The 16539-nt window shown below is 65.9% G+C and carries 13 protein-coding genes; 5 read left to right on the top strand and 8 right to left on the bottom strand.

Annotation, left to right across the window (positions count from 1 at the left end; all coding sequences use genetic code 11):
• Window positions 1-330, top strand: a 330-nt coding sequence (locus A8G08_RS27490) for a ferredoxin reductase domain-containing protein (RefSeq protein WP_483757013.1), incomplete at its 5' end; no start/stop codon positions are given.
• The gene (locus A8G08_RS13200; protein ID WP_068274508.1) at window positions 327-593 is read left to right on the top strand and encodes a DUF6510 family protein; all 267 of its coding nucleotides are present in this window, start codon (window positions 327-329) and stop codon (window positions 591-593) included. The genes A8G08_RS27490 and A8G08_RS13200, both read left to right, overlap by 4 nt.
• On the opposite strand, the gene A8G08_RS13195 is transcribed toward A8G08_RS13200, so the two are convergent.
• The 3 genes from A8G08_RS13195 to A8G08_RS13185 all read right to left on the bottom strand — a co-directional run bounded on the left by A8G08_RS13195 (window position 559) and on the right by A8G08_RS13185 (window position 4053).
• The gene (locus A8G08_RS13195; protein ID WP_068274507.1) at window positions 559-2235 is read right to left on the bottom strand and encodes an alkaline phosphatase D family protein; all 1677 of its coding nucleotides are present in this window, start codon (window positions 2233-2235) and stop codon (window positions 559-561) included. The genes A8G08_RS13200 and A8G08_RS13195 overlap by 35 nt on opposite strands.
• Window positions 2236-2314: 79 nt before the next feature.
• Window positions 2315-3421, bottom strand: coding sequence for an alcohol dehydrogenase catalytic domain-containing protein (locus A8G08_RS13190; protein WP_068274505.1), 1107 nt, complete (start codon window positions 3419-3421; stop codon window positions 2315-2317).
• The gene (locus A8G08_RS13185) at window positions 3418-4053 is read right to left on the bottom strand and encodes a TetR family transcriptional regulator (RefSeq protein WP_068274503.1); all 636 of its coding nucleotides are present in this window, start codon (window positions 4051-4053) and stop codon (window positions 3418-3420) included. The genes A8G08_RS13190 and A8G08_RS13185 overlap by 4 nt, the downstream gene beginning before the upstream one ends.
• A gap of 199 nt (window positions 4054-4252) precedes the next feature.
• Here A8G08_RS13185 and A8G08_RS13180 point away from each other — a divergent pair, with 199 nt between their 5' ends.
• From A8G08_RS13180 to A8G08_RS13170, 3 genes are all read left to right on the top strand, one after another.
• Window positions 4253-5794 carry an MFS transporter gene (locus A8G08_RS13180; RefSeq protein ID WP_068274501.1) on the top strand — a complete coding sequence of 514 codons (1542 nt, stop codon included), beginning with the start codon at window positions 4253-4255 and terminating at the stop codon, window positions 5792-5794.
• A gap of 234 nt (window positions 5795-6028) precedes the next feature.
• Complete coding sequence (locus A8G08_RS13175) at window positions 6029-7576, top strand: MFS transporter (RefSeq protein WP_068274514.1); 1548 nt, start codon at window positions 6029-6031, stop codon at window positions 7574-7576.
• Window positions 7577-7807: 231 nt separating this feature from the next.
• Entirely contained in the window at window positions 7808-8437 is a 630-nt protein-coding gene (locus A8G08_RS13170; protein WP_084436170.1) for a hypothetical protein, read from the top strand.
• Window positions 8438-8524: 87 nt separating this feature from the next.
• On the opposite strand, the gene A8G08_RS13165 is transcribed toward A8G08_RS13170, so the two are convergent.
• From A8G08_RS13165 to A8G08_RS13145, 5 genes are all read right to left on the bottom strand, one after another.
• Window positions 8525-9844, bottom strand: a complete 1320-nt coding sequence (locus A8G08_RS13165) for a M16 family metallopeptidase (RefSeq protein ID WP_068274497.1) — start codon at window positions 9842-9844, stop codon at window positions 8525-8527.
• Window positions 9845-9897: 53 nt separating this feature from the next.
• Window positions 9898-10617, bottom strand: a complete 720-nt coding sequence (narI, locus tag A8G08_RS13160; RefSeq protein ID WP_068274496.1) for a respiratory nitrate reductase subunit gamma — start codon at window positions 10615-10617, stop codon at window positions 9898-9900.
• Window positions 10618-11289, bottom strand: coding sequence for a nitrate reductase molybdenum cofactor assembly chaperone (narJ, locus tag A8G08_RS13155; protein WP_068274495.1), 672 nt, complete (start codon window positions 11287-11289; stop codon window positions 10618-10620).
• Window positions 11286-12947, bottom strand: a complete 1662-nt coding sequence (narH, locus tag A8G08_RS13150; RefSeq protein ID WP_068274494.1) for a nitrate reductase subunit beta — start codon at window positions 12945-12947, stop codon at window positions 11286-11288. The genes narJ and narH overlap by 4 nt, the downstream gene beginning before the upstream one ends.
• Window positions 12948-12981: 34 nt before the next feature.
• Window positions 12982-16539, bottom strand: a 3558-nt coding sequence (locus A8G08_RS13145) for a nitrate reductase subunit alpha (RefSeq protein WP_068274493.1), incomplete at its 5' end; no start/stop codon positions are given.

Below are 16539 nucleotides of genomic sequence, written 5' to 3'. Positions count from 1 at the left end.
GCCGGCGCCTCGACCCCGATTCGCCTCGTGTACTCGCTGCGCAGCCCCATCGAGGAGATCTACACCGGCGACCCAGCGCTGACCGCGGACGGCGTGTCGGTACACCGCGTCTACACCCGCAAGGCGCCGCCCGGCTACGACCGGCCGCCCGGACGGATCAATGCTGCCGATCTCACCGCCGAAGGCTGGGAGACTGAACGGTCCCCTCAGGTATTCGTCTGCGGCCCCAATGGTTTCGTGGAAGCAACTGCGAACCTGCTTGTTTCGCTTGGCCATCCGGCCGACGGCATAAAGACCGAGCGGTTCGGGCCGACGGGAGGACCACCATGACCATTCCACTCGACGGGAACTCCGCGGCCGGCCTGCTGCGCGAGGTTTTCGGGGCCGAGATGACGGCGGCGATCGGGCGATGCGATTCCTGTGGCAGCACAGCCGAACTCGCCCAAGCGATCGTGTTCGACGCGGCGCCGGGTGTGGTGCTGCGCTGCCGGGCATGCGAGGCGGTGGTGGCGCGGATCGTGCGGTCACCGGAGAAGGTCTGGCTCGATCTGCGTGGGATCAGCTATCTGCAGTTCGATCTGCCGCAGAGCTGACATCACGCGATTCGTCGGCGAGCGTCAGCGTCACCACGGTGTCGAACTCGTGCGAGTCCTTCTTCAGCGCCTTCTCGACCACGAGATGCGCTGTGCGCCCCGACAATCGCAGCGTCGCGATCTGATTCCCGAACTGCGGACGTGACCGCTCTCGCCAGTCGATGATCATCGGCGGCACGTGTGAGACCCGGCCGAGGATGAATCGGGTGGCGCGCTCAGCGGTTCGGCTCCATGAGGCCCGAAAGACCCCATTGATGGCGGGCGGTACGTGATTGTGCAGCGGTGAGCACGTCAGTTGATACACCGGCGAAGGGGTCGGGTCCGGATACACGGCTTCGGCGACATAGGCGTGATGCACATCGCCGGACAGCACGCACACCGTGGCGGGCGGCCGCGGCTGGCCGCGTTGTTCACCGCGCGCGACATCCGCGAGTAGCTCGGCGAGCCGATCGAAGGATTTCCGGAACGCCGCCCAATGCTCGAAATCGCCTGCCCGGCGAAGCTTTTCCGCCCATCGGGCCAGCCGCGGTCCGCGCGCCCCGGCGGCGAGCGCCTCGTCCCACGACTCGACGTCGTGCAGCGCACGCGGCAGCAACCAGGGCAGCGAGGTGCCGATCAGGAGATGGTCGTACTCGCCTTCGGTTTGCTGTTCGATCCAGGTGAACTCGGCTTCCGAAACCATCGACCGCTCGTCGTCGGCCAGGATGCGCCCGCACCGCGAATCGATGACCAGCAGCCGAGCCGGGCCGAGGTCGCGGCGGTAGGACCAGCGGGCACCCTTCTCTCCGTCGGCCTCCTTGTCCGCCTCGATCGCGAATTCGCGCAGCAGCGGTTCACCGTCGCGGCCCTCCGTGCGCACGCGCTGGTACAGCTCGTCATGACGCAATGCGGCAGGCGAGAGATTGCCGAGGTGCTGGTAGATCCAATACGACATCAGCGCGCCGACGATCCGTTCGGACCACCAGTCGGTCGCCTGCGCGTCCTGTCGCCAGGCGTGCGAAGTGTTCCAGTCATCGCGGACATCGTGGTCGTCGAAGATCATCGATGTCGGGACGGTGGACAACAGCCAACGCACGTCGGGCTCGCACCAGGATTCGGCGTAGAGCCAGGTGTACTCCTCGAAGTTGCGCACCTGCGCGCCCGGCGGCTCCGAGAGATCGTGATGCTTCTCGAGTCGTCGTCGCATCGGTGCGGAGAGCTCGTCCGCGTACACCTGATCACCCAGCATCAGCAACGCGTCGGGCCACTCATCCGGCTCCTGCCGGAGCATTCGCTTGGCGTAGCTCTCCAGCGCGTCGATGCCCAGATGCGGATCCTCGGTCGTCGAGGTCGTGGCGAACCGGCAGGAGCCGAAGGCCAGGTCGAGGGTGCCGTCGTCACGCAGGGTGCGGATCAGCGAAGGACCCGACGAATCGGGGCCGGGCCAGGCCAATTCACCGTCCAAGGCGACCTGATACTCGGTTGTCGACGACGGCTCGAGCCCTTCGATTACGACAAGCGCGTAGTGATGACCGGCGACGGTCCAGGTGTGCTCGCGTTGCTCGAGGATCTCCACGGTGCACGGCTGCGACGTCTCCACCCAGATGGTCGCGTCGCAGTCACCGACATGCCGGAGTACTGGCCCGAGGACGAGTTCCGCCATCAGCCCGGTCCGAACGCCGGCGAGGTCATGAATTCGACGTTAGCCGCCGACCGCGCCGCGCGTCAGCACACCCACGCGCTCAGTCGAAAACGATTACCTGACGCAGGGCGTGTCCGGTGGCCAGTTCGTCCATGGCGGCATTCACATCGTCGAGGCCGATCCGCGCCGAGATCAGACGCTCGAGCGGCAACCTGCCCTCGCGCCACAGCTGCACATAACGCGGAATATCCCGAGACGGAACGGCCGATCCCAGGTAGCTGCCGATGATCGTGCGCGCCTCGCCCACGAGCCCGAGCGGCGAAATCTCCGAACGCGCGTAGGGCGCCGGCAATCCGACCGTCACCGTCGTACCGCCCGGCGCGGTGGCGGCCACCGCGGCCTCGAAAGCGCGCGCATTGCCCGCGGCCTCGATCACCAGATCGGCACGGACGCCGGAATCGGCGAGTTCGGCCGGTGAGTACACCTGCGTTGCACCGAATTCGCCTGCGGCAGAGAGCTTTTCGGTCAAAGCGTCGACACCGATGACCTCGCCGAGCCCGAGCGAGACCGCGACAAGGAGCGCGGCCATCCCAACGCCGCCCAGCCCCACGACGAGGATCGAGTCACCGTGCCCGGGGCGACCCGCGTTGAGCACGGCGCCGCCGCCGGTGAGGACGGCACAGCCGAGCACCGCGGCGATCTCGGGCGGCACATCGTCGGGGACGGGAACCACCGAGCGGCGATCCACGATTGCATGCGTCGCGAAACCCGAAACACCAAGGTGGTGTTGGATTTCCGCGCCGCCTCGACTCAGTCGGCGACCACCGTCGAGCATTTCGCCTGCGGTGTTGGCGACGGATCCCGGGATGCACGGCAGCCGACCGTCGGTACGGCATGCCGCGCATTCTCCGCACCGTGGCAGGAACGTCATCACGACACGCTCCCCCACCTGTACGTCGCTCACCGCCGAGCCCACCTGCTCGACTCGGCCCGCGGCCTCATGACCGAGCAGCATCGGCACTGGTCGAACTCGGTTGCCGTCGAGGACGGAGAGGTCCGAATGGCACAGTCCGGCCGCCTCGATCCGCACCAACAGTTCGTGCGCAGCGGGTTCACCGAGTTCGACCTCACAAACCGACAGCGGCAACGACGAGGCATACGGCGTAGCTCGCCCGATTTCCTCGAGGACCGCGCCGCGAATTTTCATTTCGCCGCCGGGATCACGCCTTGAAAGGTTTCGTAGGTGGTGCGAAGTGCGAGGGCGCAGTCGACCGTCGGTGGACGGTCCTCTCTGATGTCCCACTGATCCATGGCGACTTGCATCAGGCTCGACCAGGTGGACATCACGACGCGTACCCGCAGGTCGTCCTCGGGGAGGTCCATCCGTTCGGCGACCTTCGCGCGCATCGACTGGAGCTTCCATTCGCCCATCTCGACGCTGCGGGCGCGGACCGAAGGTGCCGCCGCGATGATCCGGTTCATCACCATGAACTCTTCGAACAGCGGGGAAGGTGGGTCCTGGTTCTGCGCTTCCTCGAAGAACTCGATATGCGCGCGGCACAGCGCCTCGAGTTCGTTACCCGTGCGCGGCTGCGCGTCGAGCGCGGCGACGACGGCACGCACCATGTCTTCGATCGGGCCGAGCACGACGTCTTCCTTGGTCGCGAAGTAGCGATTGAAGGTGCGCGGCGAGATATCAACCTTCGCCGCGATCTGGTCGACCGTCGTCGCATCGAAGCCCTGGCGGTCGCAGAGCTCGAGCGCCGCCTCGATCAACGCGGCCCGCGTCTGGAGCTTTTTGCGCTCACGCAGGCCCAACTTGTCGGTCACCTGGCCCATAATTGGCGATGATAACCCCGTCGATGGTGATTGAAACCAGCGAACCGGCCTTTTCAGACAATTGTCATCGAAGCGCAATTGGCGGTTGACGACATCTGTCTGAATCTGCCATTATTTTGATTGTTCGCGACGAAGCAGGCGGATCATCGAAGCGCCGCCGCAGCGCCGAAGCTTCTCCACAACCGAGGAGATCACCATCGTGTCCGAACGAGAAGTTCTCGAATCGAATCCTTCGGCGGACGCCACTGACGACGGCCTCCGCATCGACCGCTCCTCCCGCCGCTGGTGGGCACTCGCCGTCATCGCGCTTGCCCAGTTGATGGTGGTTCTCGACTCCGCGATCGTCACGATTGCTCTTCCCTACGCCCAGGCAGACCTGGACATATCCGATGCCAATCGGCAATGGGCGCTCACTGCCTACACACTGATATTCGGCGGTCTGCTGCTGCTCGGCGGGCGACTTGCCGACTACCTCGGCCGCCGCCGCATGTTCTTTGTCGGCCTCATCGGCTTCGCCGCATCCTCGGCTCTGGCCGGGCTGGCCTGGAACGAACTGTCGTTCTTCGGTGGCCGGGCACTCCAGGGCGCATTCGCGGCCGTCCTCGCGCCCGCCGCACTGTCACTGATCACCGTGACATTCGTCGAACGCGTCGAGCGTGCGCGCGCATTCGCGGTGTACGCAGCGGTGTCCGGCGCCGGTGCCGCGATCGGACTGATCGCCGGCGGAGTGCTCACCGAATACCTGTCCTGGCGTTGGACGCTCCTGGTCAACACGCCGATCGCAATCCTTGCCGCGTTCGGCGCGCTGGCACTCGTCGTTCGCGACGTGCCCCGTCCGCGAACCGGAGGATACGACCTGCCCGGCGCGGTCACAGTCACTGCCGGCCTGATCAGCCTGGTGTACGGATTCACCCGAGCCGCCGAAGACGGCTGGGCGGCCGGCACCACGATCGCGTTGTTCGCGGTCGCCGCAGTGCTGTTGACCGTCTTTGTGGTAATAGAAACCCGATCGCCTAATCCTCTTCTGCCGCTACATATTCCAGGGGAAATCAATCGCGCGGGCGGGTACCTCGTGGCACTCATCGTGCCGATCCCGATGTTCGCCATGTTCATGTTCCTGAGCTTCTACTTCCAGAACACCCTCGGGTACACACCGCTGAAGGCCGGCGTGGCTTTCCTGGCATTCCCGGGCGGCATTGTTATCGCCGCGGCGGTCGCGAGTTCCGTTATCCCGCGCGTCGGGCCGCGGCCAACACTGATTGTCGGCTCGATCCTCGGCGCGCTCGGCCTGGTCTACCTCGCCCAGCTCGACATCGGGAGCAGCTGGTTGATCGACGTATTCCCCGCGGAACTGCTCATCGCGTTCGGTATGGGCCTGCTGTTCGTGTCGATGCAAACGGTGTCGCTGCACCGCATCGAGGAGCGCGATTCCGGCGTCGCGAGTGCTCTGCTCAATACCGCACAGCAGGTGGGCGGTTCGGTCGGCCTCGCCCTGCTCAGCACCATTGCCGCACAGGTACTCCTCCGTCACCCGGGCAGTGCCATGCAGGTCGATCCGGCGACCGGACAACTGGTACCGGCCGACCCGGTCGGCTTCGCCGCGGCGAGCATCCACAGCTACGACGTCGCGTTCTACTGGGGCGCCGGGTTCTTCGTCCTCGCGCTGATCGTGACGCTGTTCACCGTTCGGCTGCGCGCATCCGATCTGGACGAGACCCAGAACGCCGTCCACGTCGCCTGACACGCCGACAACGACACCTGCCCGGCGCGAAAGCACCGGGCAGGTGTCGTTTGCGAGTACGCATACCGATCGTCGCGCGTGGCAGCCGAATTGGAGTAGACGACTACTCATGCCGTGGCCGGCCTCGATTCCTACCGTGATGTGTATCCGGAACTGGGACGAGCCAACGTAGACGGCGGATCGCTGACGCGCCGCCGACGCGCCGACACTCTGATCGACCGAGGGGACGCCATCATGTCGGAAACCAACCTGCTGCCACCCCGCCCACCGGCGACTCCCGCCGATGGTGGCCCACTGATCGACCGCTCCTCCCGCCGCTGGTGGGCACTCGCCGTTATCGCGCTCGCCCAGCTGATCGTGGTGCTCGACGCAACGATCATCACGATCGCGCTGCCCTATGCCCAGACCGACTTGGACATATCCGATGCCAACCGGCAATGGGCCATGACCGCTTACACGCTGATCTTCGGCGGACTGCTTCTACTCGGCGGCCGGCTCGCCGATTATCTCGGGCGCCGCCGGATGTTCCTTGTCGGGCTCGCCGGCTTCGCCGCCTCCTCTGCACTGGCCGGCCTCGCCTGGAACGAAATGTCGTTCTTCGGCGGCCGTGCACTCCAGGGCACATTCGCCGCCATCCTCGCGCCCGCGGCGTTGTCGCTGATCACCGTCACCTTCGTCGAACGCACCGAACGCGCACGCGCGTTCGCCGTGTACGCAGCCGTGTCTGGCGGTGGGGCAGCCATCGGCCTGATCGCCGGCGGCGCGCTGACCGAGTACTTCTCCTGGCGCTGGACTTTGCTGATCAATGTCCCGATTGCGCTCATTGCCGCGGCTGGCGCCCTGGCGCTCGTGGTACGCGACGTTCCCGCGCCGCGTCAGCGTGGCTACGACCTACCCGGCGCGATCACCTCCACGGCCGGCCTCATCAGTCTGGTCTACGGCTTCACCCGGGCTGCGCAGGACGGATGGTCTGCAACCTCAACCCTGGCGCTGTTCGCAGCGGCCACCGTACTGCTTTCGGCGTTCGCGGTAATCGAGACACGGTCGGAAAATCCACTCCTGCCGCTGCATATTCCAGGCGAGATCAACCGCGGCGGCGCCTTTCTGGTGGCGCTGATCGTGATGGTCCCGATGTTCGCGGTCTTCATGTTCCTGAGCTTCTACTTCCAGAACACGCTCGGATACACACCGCTCAAGACCGGCGTCATGTTCCTGCCGTTCCCGGCCAGCATCATCGTCGCCGCGGGTCTGGCGAGCGCCCTCGTTCCTCGCATCGGACCGCGCCCCCCGATGATCGCCGGCGGGGTCATCGGCACCGTAGGTTTGCTCTACCTGGCACAACTCGATAGTGCGAGCACGTGGTTGACCACCGTGCTTCCCGCCCAGGTGCTGATCGCCTTCGGTATGGGCCTGTTGTTCGTCGCGGCGCAGTCGGTCGCACTACACCGGATCGAGGAGCACGACTCGGGTGTGGCCAGCGCGCTGCTCAACACCTCACAGCAGGTGGGTGGCTCTATCGGACTCGCACTGCTGAGCACGATCGTGACGCAGGTGCTGACCCGGCATCCCGGCGCCGCCATGCAAGTCGATCCGTCAACCGGGCAGATGGTGCCGGTCGATCCCGTCGGGTTCGCCGCAGCGAGCATCCATAGCTACGACGTGGCCTTCTACTGGGGCGCCGGCTTCTTCGTCCTCGCCCTGATCGTCACGCTCGTCACCATCCGGATGAAGGCCTCCGACCTCGGGGACGAGACACAGAACGCGGTACTCGTCGCGGCCTAACCACGATTTCACATAGCGTTTCGCGATCCGCATACGCAATTGCGTGTGCGGATCGCGAATTCGTGTTGCCGGGATATGGCGTTGAGCAGCGAAAACAGGTGGTTCACGACATCAGCCAATCGAAGCGGTACACCGAATACCAATTGGACGATTGACTAAAATGTAACGTCTCCACTACCTTTTGTGATGTTAACCACGTTAACAACCTCTCCCGCAGCGAAGGCAGTGCCCGTGAAATCGAATATCAACAGGTCAGTCCGGATCTCTGCCGCGGCCGTGGTGGCGGCAGGCGCGATTCTCACCCTCACCCAGGCGCCCGCCGGTGCCGCCGTGGACAACGGTCAGCGCACCGGCCCCGTGCAGTTCTGGGCCACCGATCTCGGCGGCTGCAAGGCCGAGTTCAACATCGAGAACCGCACCAACGTCACCACGTACACGATCGACTGGCGCATCGACGACGAAGAGGGTCGCGACATCGGTGTCGGCTTCGACGTCTGGCGCACCGGTACTCCGAACATGGCTTCGAAGGCCGCGTCGCCGACCTGGCCCGACGAGGTAGAGCCGAACACCCCGGAGAACCGCACGATGGTCTCCGACCGTGACCCGGTCCTCGCCACCTACGTCCAGGATCTTAAGAACATCAACGCATCCTGGAACCCGCCGCTGCCGAACCCGGAGGCCAATACCCACAAGATCGACTACCGCATCGTGTTGGGCCCTCCCGGGAACAACGGCGAGACCGAGTCCGGATTCCCGGAGTGGCTCGGCGATCGCCAGTGGCACACCGTCACGGTGACCGGCTGCAACCCCGGCTCGGGGGGCACCGGCTCGGCCAACTTCTTCCCCAGCCTGTTCGGATAGGCGGTTCGGCCAGCGGCCGAACGACATCAACCCCAGCGGCGGTTGTCACGCAGCAGTGCGTGACACCGCCGCTGGGCGTTTCGGGCTTTACGCGACGATGCCGCGCACTGCGGCGGGCAGATCCCGCTTGCGGCGATACGGGCCAACCACAGCGGCCGAGGCAGGCCGCCGCAGCAGTTCGGCGGCGACCGCGTTCACCTGCTCACTGGTGACGGCACCGATGCTGTCGAGGGTCTCGGAAATACTGCGGTGGTCACCGTAATTCAGCTCACTACGGCCGATCCGGTTCATCCGTGAGCCCGAATCCTCCAGGCCGAGAACCAGTCCGCCGCGAAGCGAACCCTTCGCGCGTGAAACCTCGGCATCGGTGAGCCCGTTGCGGGCGACATCGGCGAGCACGTCCCGCGCCAGGCGCGCGACGTCGGCGAGGCTGTCCGGATTGCAGCCTGCGTACACCGACAGCGCACCGGTATCGGCGAAGGTGTCCACGGTGGAGAACACCGAGTACGCGAGGCCGCGCTGCTCGCGGATCTGCTGGAACAGACGCGAACTCAGCCCGCCGCCGAGCGCGGTGTTCAGCACCGACAGCGGCCAGCGCCGGCCGCCGTCATGGCGACCGTAGGCCTGCATGCCGAAAACGAGATGAACCTGTTCGCTGTCGCGATCCAGTAGATGCAGGCGCGACGCCGGCGGCTTGGCGCCGAACCGCCCTTCCCGGCGCGGCGCAGGTTCGGCCCCGTCCGTGAGCCGGTCGGCGAAGGCGCGGCGCACCAGCTCCACGGTCTGTGCGTGATCGATGTTGCCCGCCACCGCCACGACCATCCGTTCGGGCGTGTAGCGACGAACATGGAAGGAACGCAACTGGTTTCGCGACATCGATTCGATCGAATCGGTACTGCCGATCACGGGCCGGCCGAGCGGATGGTCACCGAACAGCGCGGCCAGGAACTCATCGCCGACCAGATCCTCGGGATCGTCGTCGCGCATGGCGAGTTCCTCGAGCACCACCTGCCGCTCGACATCGACGTCGGGCGCCCGGCACTGACCGTTCAGCACCACGTCCGCGACCAAGTCGACTGCGAGGGACAGGTGATCGTCGAGCACGTGCGCGTAGAAGCACGTCTGTTCCTTCGAGGTGAAGGCATTGAGCTCGCCACCGACCGAGTCGACCAACTCGGCGATATCGAGCGCGGTGCGTGTCGGCGTCGATTTGAACAGCAGGTGCTCGAGAAAATGCGCGGCGCCGGCCACCGTGCGGCCCTCGTCGCGCGACCCGACGCCGACCCACACGCCCACGGAGGCTGACCGCACTCCGGGTACTTGCTCGGTGACGATTCGGAGGCCGCCGGGCAGCACAGTGCGCTGCACGCCCGAATCGAGGCTGGTGGTGGGGTTCATGGCGATCATCGGATGCGCAACATTACCGGACGGCAGTGCGGGACCTCGTCGTCCGGGAGGGGTCACCAGCCGCGTCGCTGCGGGCGCGAACCGACGAGTTCGCTGCGCCGCGCGTCGTCGCGGCTGCGGTAGACGATGTAGGGGCGGAACAGGTATCCGATCGGTGCGCTGAACACATGCACGAGCCGCGTGAACGGCCACAACGCAAACAGCACCAACGCGATCATCACGTGGATGTGGTACGAGAGCGCGGCCTCGGCCATGAGGTCGCCGCGCGGCTGCAGGATCCAGATCGAGCGGAACCACGGCGCGACCGTCTCGCGATAGTTGCCCTGGCTGCCGTTCGCGCCGAGCATCGTCGTGGTCAGCCCGGCGACGATGGCGCAGATCAGCACCACGTACATCAGCTTGTCGTTCCAGGTGGTTGCCAGAAACACGGGTCCGCGGGTGCGGCGGCGATATACCAGAATGAACGCTCCGAGCAGGGTGGTGACCCCTGCGATGGTGCCGAGCACGACTGCCTGGACGTGGTACGCATGCTCGCTGAGCCCCATTGCGTCGGTCCAGGATTCCGGGATGACCAGCCCGATGATGTGGCCGACGATAACCACGAGAATTCCGAAATGGAACAGCGGGCTGCCGATGCGCAGTAGTCGGCTCTCATAAAGCTGGGAGCTGCGCGTGGTCCATCCGAACTTGTCGTATCGATAGCGCCACCAGAGCCCGACGACGACGATCGCGAGCACGACGTACGGCACCACGTCCCAGAACAGTTCGCCCACTCAACCCACCTCCTTCCGTTCAGCAGCGCCGGTTCGACGCGGCGGCACGGTGAGGGTGAAGGGCTCGAGCCCGACCGCTTCGGCCGGTGGCCCCTCGTCGGCGAGGCGGCGGGCACGCGCGGCCTCGGTATCGGTGGCTGCGGGCAATGTCGCACACACGGCGTCCAGCACTGCGGCATACCGCGATTGCGCGTCCGCAAGCCCCGAACGAATGGTCCGGATCGGTACCGCGAACTCCCCGAGCAGGCGCCGGCCGGCGTCGGGGTCGACAGTTGCGCCGAATTCCAGGACCACAGCGAGATGATCCGGCGCCTCGCCGCTCGGCGGCGTCATCCCCGCAATGCGGTAGGCCTCGACGAATCGCAGCATTTCGCGGCCGCGATTGCGGGTCTCCCCCGCGGTCCAATACGTGAGGTACAGCGTGTTTCGGCGACGCAGATCGAACGTCTCGACGTATCGCGTTGCCGCTTCATAGCGATCGGCTCCGCGCAACTGTGCGGAGAGCGCGATCAGATCGGTCGCCCGCTCGGACGGCAACCGCGCGAGGATCGCGTCGACGGAATCGAGGCGGCGGTCGAATTCGGTTCCGGGATAGTCGAGAAGCAATGACGCCGCCTGCCAGACCAGCCGGTCGGCGAGCTGCGACTCCCGGGTCTTGCCGCGCCACCTCATGATCCGTCACCGTGCCTCGGCGGAACCAGCCCGGCCGGGCTGCCCTTGCCATCCCAGTTCAACAGGTTCACCCGCGAAGGATTCGTCGAGTTCGCCGACATGTCCTCGGTGTTCTGCCGCTCCCGCAGGGCGTGGAAATTCTCTACGGCAACGGGCACCGGGCCGCCGCTTGCCTCCCCGAACGGCCCCGACTCGTACATGCCGGGTGCGCCCTCGAAATCCAGTGGGCAGTCGGTCGCGGTCTCCTCGAGCTTGTGCCCCTGCGTCGCGTAGGCCGTCGGAATGACGTATCGCTCATCGTATTTCGCGAGCGCGAGGAGACGATACATGCGATACATCGACTCCTCGGTCATCCCGACCGCCTCGGGGATATGTGGCTGCGTCTCCCTACCGAGGTTGATGTCGCGCATATACGAGCGCATTGCCGCGAGCCGGCGCAGCACCACCGCAACCGCCTCCGTGTCGCCCGCAGTGAATAGCCCCGCGAGGTACTCGATCGGAATGCGCAGCGCGTCGAGCGCGCCGAACAGGTTGCCGAGATCCTCGCCGTCGTGCCCGTCCCGGCTCACCGCGTCCACCACCGGAGACAGCGGTGGCACGTACCAAACCATCGGCATGGTGCGGAACTCCGGATGCAGCGGCAGCGCGACACGGTAGTCCTTGATCAGCGCGTACACGGGCGACTCCTGCGCCGCCTCCAGCCACTCGTCGGAAATGCCCTCGGCCCGCGCGGCGGCAAGCACAGCCGGGTCGTGCGGATCGAGTAGCACATCGAGTTGTGCTGGATACAAATCGGTTTCACGCTCGGTCGATGCTGCGGCAAGCACCGCATCGGCGTCATACAGCAGCAACCCGATGTAGCGCAGGCGCCCCACGCACGTCTCTGCGCACACCGTTGGCATGCCCACCTCGACCCGCGGATAGCAGAACGTGCACTTCTCGGCCTTACCGGTCTTGTGATTGAAGTAGACCTTCTTGTACGGGCAGCCGGACACGCACATCCGCCAGCCGCGGCAGCGGTCCTGATCGACGAGCACGATCCCGTCCTCGGCCCGCTTGTACATCGCCCCGGACGGGCACGACGCCACGCACGACGGGTTGAGACAGTGCTCGCAGATCCGCGGCAGATAGAACATGAAGGTCTGCTCGAGTTCGAGCTTCACCTCTTCGCTCACCTTGGCCAGCACCGGATCGTTGGGCACGATCTCCGGCGAGCCGCCGAGGTCGTCGTCCCAGTTCGCCGACCACGACACCTTCATCGGCTGGCCCGATATCAGACTGCGCGGCGTAGCCACCGGAATGTGTTCGCCCAGTGGCGCATCGGTGAGGTTCTCGTAATCATAGGTCCACGGCTCGTAGTAGTCCGCGATGGACGGCAGCTTCGGATTGGCGAAGATCTTTGCCAGCTTCGCGAGCCGGCCGCCGTCGCGCAGCTTCAATCGCCCACGCCGGTCACGCACCCAGCCGCCGCGCCACTTTTCCTGATCCTCGTAGGTGCGTGGATATCCCTGTCCCGGACGGGTTTCCACGTTGTTGAACCAGACGTACTCGGTACCGCCGCGGTTCGTCCACGCCTGTTTGCAGGTGACCGAGCACGTGTGGCAGCCGATGCATTTGTCGAGGTTCATCACCATCGCCAGCTGCGCCATGACTTTCATGATTGCCTCATTCCGCAGGCTCCACTCGCGTCCATCAGTAGGTCACCTCCTGCGAGCGCCGGCGCACCACGGTGACCTCGTCACGCTGGTTGCCGGTTGGGCCGAGATAGTTGAACGCGAAGGCGGTCTGGGCGTAGCCCCCCGCCAGGTGCGACGGCTTTACCAGGAGCCGAGTCAGCGAGTTGTGGATGCCGCCGCGTTTGCCGGTGGTCTCGGTCAGCGGCACGTCAATCGTGCGCTCCTGCGCGTGGTAGACGAACACCACGCCGTCGGGCATCCGGTGCGAGACGATCGCCCGGCATACCAGCACGCCGTTGCGATTCACCGCCTCAACCCAGTCGTTGTCGCGTACCTGGATTTTCGCCGCGTCGGCCGGCGACATCCACATCGTCGGTCCGCCGCGCGAGAGCGACAGCATGAACAGATTGTCCTGGTACTCGGAGTGAATCGACCATTTGCTGTGCGGGGTGAGGTAGCGGACGGTGAGGCCGATGCCGTCGCGGTCCGTGCCCAGTTCCGGTTCCCCGAACAGCCTCGCGATATCCAGCGGCGGCCGGTAGACCGGCATTTGCTCACCCAATTCTTCGAGCCAGTCGTGGTCGAGATAGAAGTGCATGCGGCCGGTAAGTGTGTGGAACGGTTTGAGCTCCTCGATGTTCACGGTGAACGGCGCGTACCGCCGCCCGCCGGTCTCGCTGCCCGACCATTCCGGGCTGGTGATCACCGGTACCGGCCGAGCCTGGGTGTCGGCGTAGGTGATCCGGCGTTCTTCACTGCCGAGCGCCAGATGCGCCAGTTGGCGTCCGGTGCGACGCTCGAGCTGCCGGAAGCCCTCCACCGCGAGCCGTCCGTTTGACGTGCCGGACAGCGCCAGGATGGTGTCGGCCATCTTCTCGGCGGTGTCGATCGCCGGCCGCCCGGCCGCGGCGCCGGTGTTCATCACGCCATGTTTGGCGGCGAGTTCGGCCACCTCCTGATCGGGGATCGTGGTGACGCCCTTTGTTACCAGCCCGACCTTCTCCACCAGCGGTCCGAGCGCTGCCCACTTCTCGGCGATGGCTCCGTAATCGCGCTCGACCACCGCGATCGGGCCCATTGTCTTCCCGGGCACCGGCGTCTCGCGCAGCGCACCCCAATCATGTTCGCTACCAGCCGGATACGCGAGCGCGCCAGGCGTGTCGTGCTGGAAGGTGCCCAGCACCACGTCCTTGCGTACGCCGAGCCGATCCTTCGCGAGCGCGCTGAATGCCCGCGCGATCGCCCCGAATGCCTCGAAGTCCGAACGGGTTTCCCACGGCGGATCGATCACCGGCGAGAACGCGTGGACGAACGGGTGCATGTCGGTGCTCGACAGGTCTGCCTTCTCGTACCAGGTCGCTGCCGGCAACACCACATCGGAAAGCAGCGTCGTCGAGGTCATGCGGAAGTCGATCGACATCAGCAGATCGAGCTTGCCCTCGGGACCGTTGTCCTCGGCCGTCGATCCTTCCGCGGGTTCCCGCCAGAAAACGTCTCGCGGGCGGCGATTCTCGGGCGTCGGCGTGGCCTGCAGATTCGAATCGGTGCCGAGCAGGTGCCGCAGGAAATATTCGTTGCCCTTGCTGGACGAGCCGAGCAGGTTCGCGCGCCAAATGTTGAGCACCCGCGGCCAGTTGCGCGGATCGTCTGGGTCGATCACCGAGAGCGACAACCGTCCCTGCGCCAACTCCTCGGCGACATACTCGCCGGCATCAACGCCCGCCTGTTCCGCCTCGTCGGCGAGGTCGAGGCTGGAGCGATCGAATTGCGGGAAGAACGGCGACCAGCCCATCCGGGTCGCCGATGCGAGCACGTCCATGGTGTGCTTGCCGCGGAATCTACCGCGCCCCAACGGGCTCGCCAACGCGTCGGCACGATAGCCGTCGTAGCGCCACTGATCGGTGTGCGCGTACCAGAACGACGTCCCGGCCATCTGCCGCGGCGGCCGGCTCCAGTCCGTGGCCATCGCCATGGTCGCCCACCCGGTCGCCGGGCGGCATTTCTCCTGGCCGACGTAATGCGCCCAGCCGCCGCCATTGCGCCCCATCGACCCGGTCAGCAGTAACAACGACAACACGGCTCGATAGGTGGCGTCACCGTGGAACCACTGACAGATTCCCGCGCCCATGATGATCATCGAGCGGCCGCCGGAATCGACTGCGTTCGTGGCGAACTCGCGCGCGATCCGGATCGCCTGGTTCGCGGATACGCCGGTGATCGGTTCCTGCCAGGCAGGCGTGTACGGCGCGGCCGCGTCGTCGTACCCGGTTGGCCATTCGCCCGGCAGTCCGTCGCGGCCCACGCCGTACTGGGCGAGCAGCAGGTCGAACACCGTGCAGACGCGATGCTCGCCGACAGTGATTACCGGCACGCCGCGTCGCACCGCGGTGCCGTGCCCGTCGACGCTGTCGAACGTCGGCAGCGCGACCTCCTGCACATCGCCCAGCCCCGAGACGGTGAGCGCGGGTTCGATGCTCCCGAGATCGAGGTTCCAGCGGCTCATTCCCTGCTCGCCGAACCGGAACCCGAGCGAGCCCTCCGGCACCGCCACCGCACCGGCCGCGCTGTCGTACAGGGCCGGTTTGAACGCGGCGTTTTCCGTGTCGTACCCGAGGTCGGCAGCGGTGAGGTTTTTACCGGCGACCCAATATCCTTCGCGCTCTTCGAGTTTCACCAGGAATGGCAGGTCTGTGTAGCGCCGGACGTAATCGACGAAGAACGGCTCGCGCCGGTCACGGTAGAACTCCGTGAGGATTACGTGTCCCATCGCCATCGCCAGCGCCCCATCGGTACCCGCGGCGCACGGCATCCACTCATCGGCGAACTTCGTGTTGTCTGCGTAGTCCGGACTGATCGACACCACCTTCGTACCGCGGTAGCGCACCTCGGCCATCCAGTGCGCGTCCGGGGTACGGGTGACCGGAACGTTGGAGCCCCACATCATCAGGTAGGCGGCGTCCCACCAATCGCCCGACTCCGGCACGTCGGTCTGGTCACCGAAGACCTGCGGGGACGCCACCGGAAGATCGGCGTACCAGTCGTAGAACGAGGTCATCACGCCGCCGAGCAGTTCGACGAAACGCGATCCGGCAGCGTGCGACACCATCGACATCGCCGGGATGGGCGAGAAGCCCGTCACCCGGTCCGGGCCGTACTCGGCGATTGTGTGCACGTGGGCGGCGGCGATCATCTCGGTCGCCTCGGCCCAACTCACGCGGACCAGACCGCCCTTGCCGCGGGCACGTTGATAGCGCCGTCGCCGGTCCGGATCGGCCTGAATATCGGCCCACGCGAGGACGGGATCACCGAGCCGCTCACGCGCCTCGCGATACATCTCCACCAGCACCCCACGGGCGTACGGGTAGCGCACCCGCGTCGGCGAATACGTGTACCAGGAGAAGGCAGCACCGCGGGGGCAGCCGCGCGGCTCGTACTCCGGGCGGTCGGCGCCGACACTGGGATAATCGGTCTCCTGTGTCTCCCAGGTGATTACGCCGTCCTTGACATATACCTTCCAGGAACACGAACCGGTGCAGTTGACGCCGTGCGTGGACCGCACCACCTTGTCGTGGCT

Origin of the sequence: Aldersonia kunmingensis (assembly GCF_001646865.1) — a bacterium.
Classification (GTDB): Bacteria; Actinomycetota; Actinomycetes; order Mycobacteriales; family Mycobacteriaceae; genus Aldersonia; species Aldersonia kunmingensis.
The sequence above is the reverse complement of the archived record's forward strand: the minus strand, read 5'-3'. Positions and strand labels throughout refer to the sequence as shown.

Coding starts and splice junctions, on each gene's coding strand:
- narJ (WP_068274495.1), bottom strand. CDS start 11,289: ATGAGGTGGCGCGGCAAGACCCGGGAGTCGCAGCTCGCCGACCGGCTG.
- narH (WP_068274494.1), bottom strand. CDS start 12,947: ATGAAAGTCATGGCGCAGCTGGCGATGGTGATGAACCTCGACAAATGC.
- A8G08_RS13175 (WP_068274514.1), top strand. CDS start 6,029: ATGTCGGAAACCAACCTGCTGCCACCCCGCCCACCGGCGACTCCCGCC.
- A8G08_RS13165 (WP_068274497.1), bottom strand. CDS start 9,844: ATGATCGCCATGAACCCCACCACCAGCCTCGATTCGGGCGTGCAGCGC.
- A8G08_RS13185 (WP_068274503.1), bottom strand. CDS start 4,053: ATGGGCCAGGTGACCGACAAGTTGGGCCTGCGTGAGCGCAAAAAGCTC.
- A8G08_RS13200 (WP_068274508.1), top strand. CDS start 327: ATGACCATTCCACTCGACGGGAACTCCGCGGCCGGCCTGCTGCGCGAG.
- A8G08_RS13190 (WP_068274505.1), bottom strand. CDS start 3,421: ATGAAAATTCGCGGCGCGGTCCTCGAGGAAATCGGGCGAGCTACGCCG.
- A8G08_RS13195 (WP_068274507.1), bottom strand. CDS start 2,235: ATGGCGGAACTCGTCCTCGGGCCAGTACTCCGGCATGTCGGTGACTGC.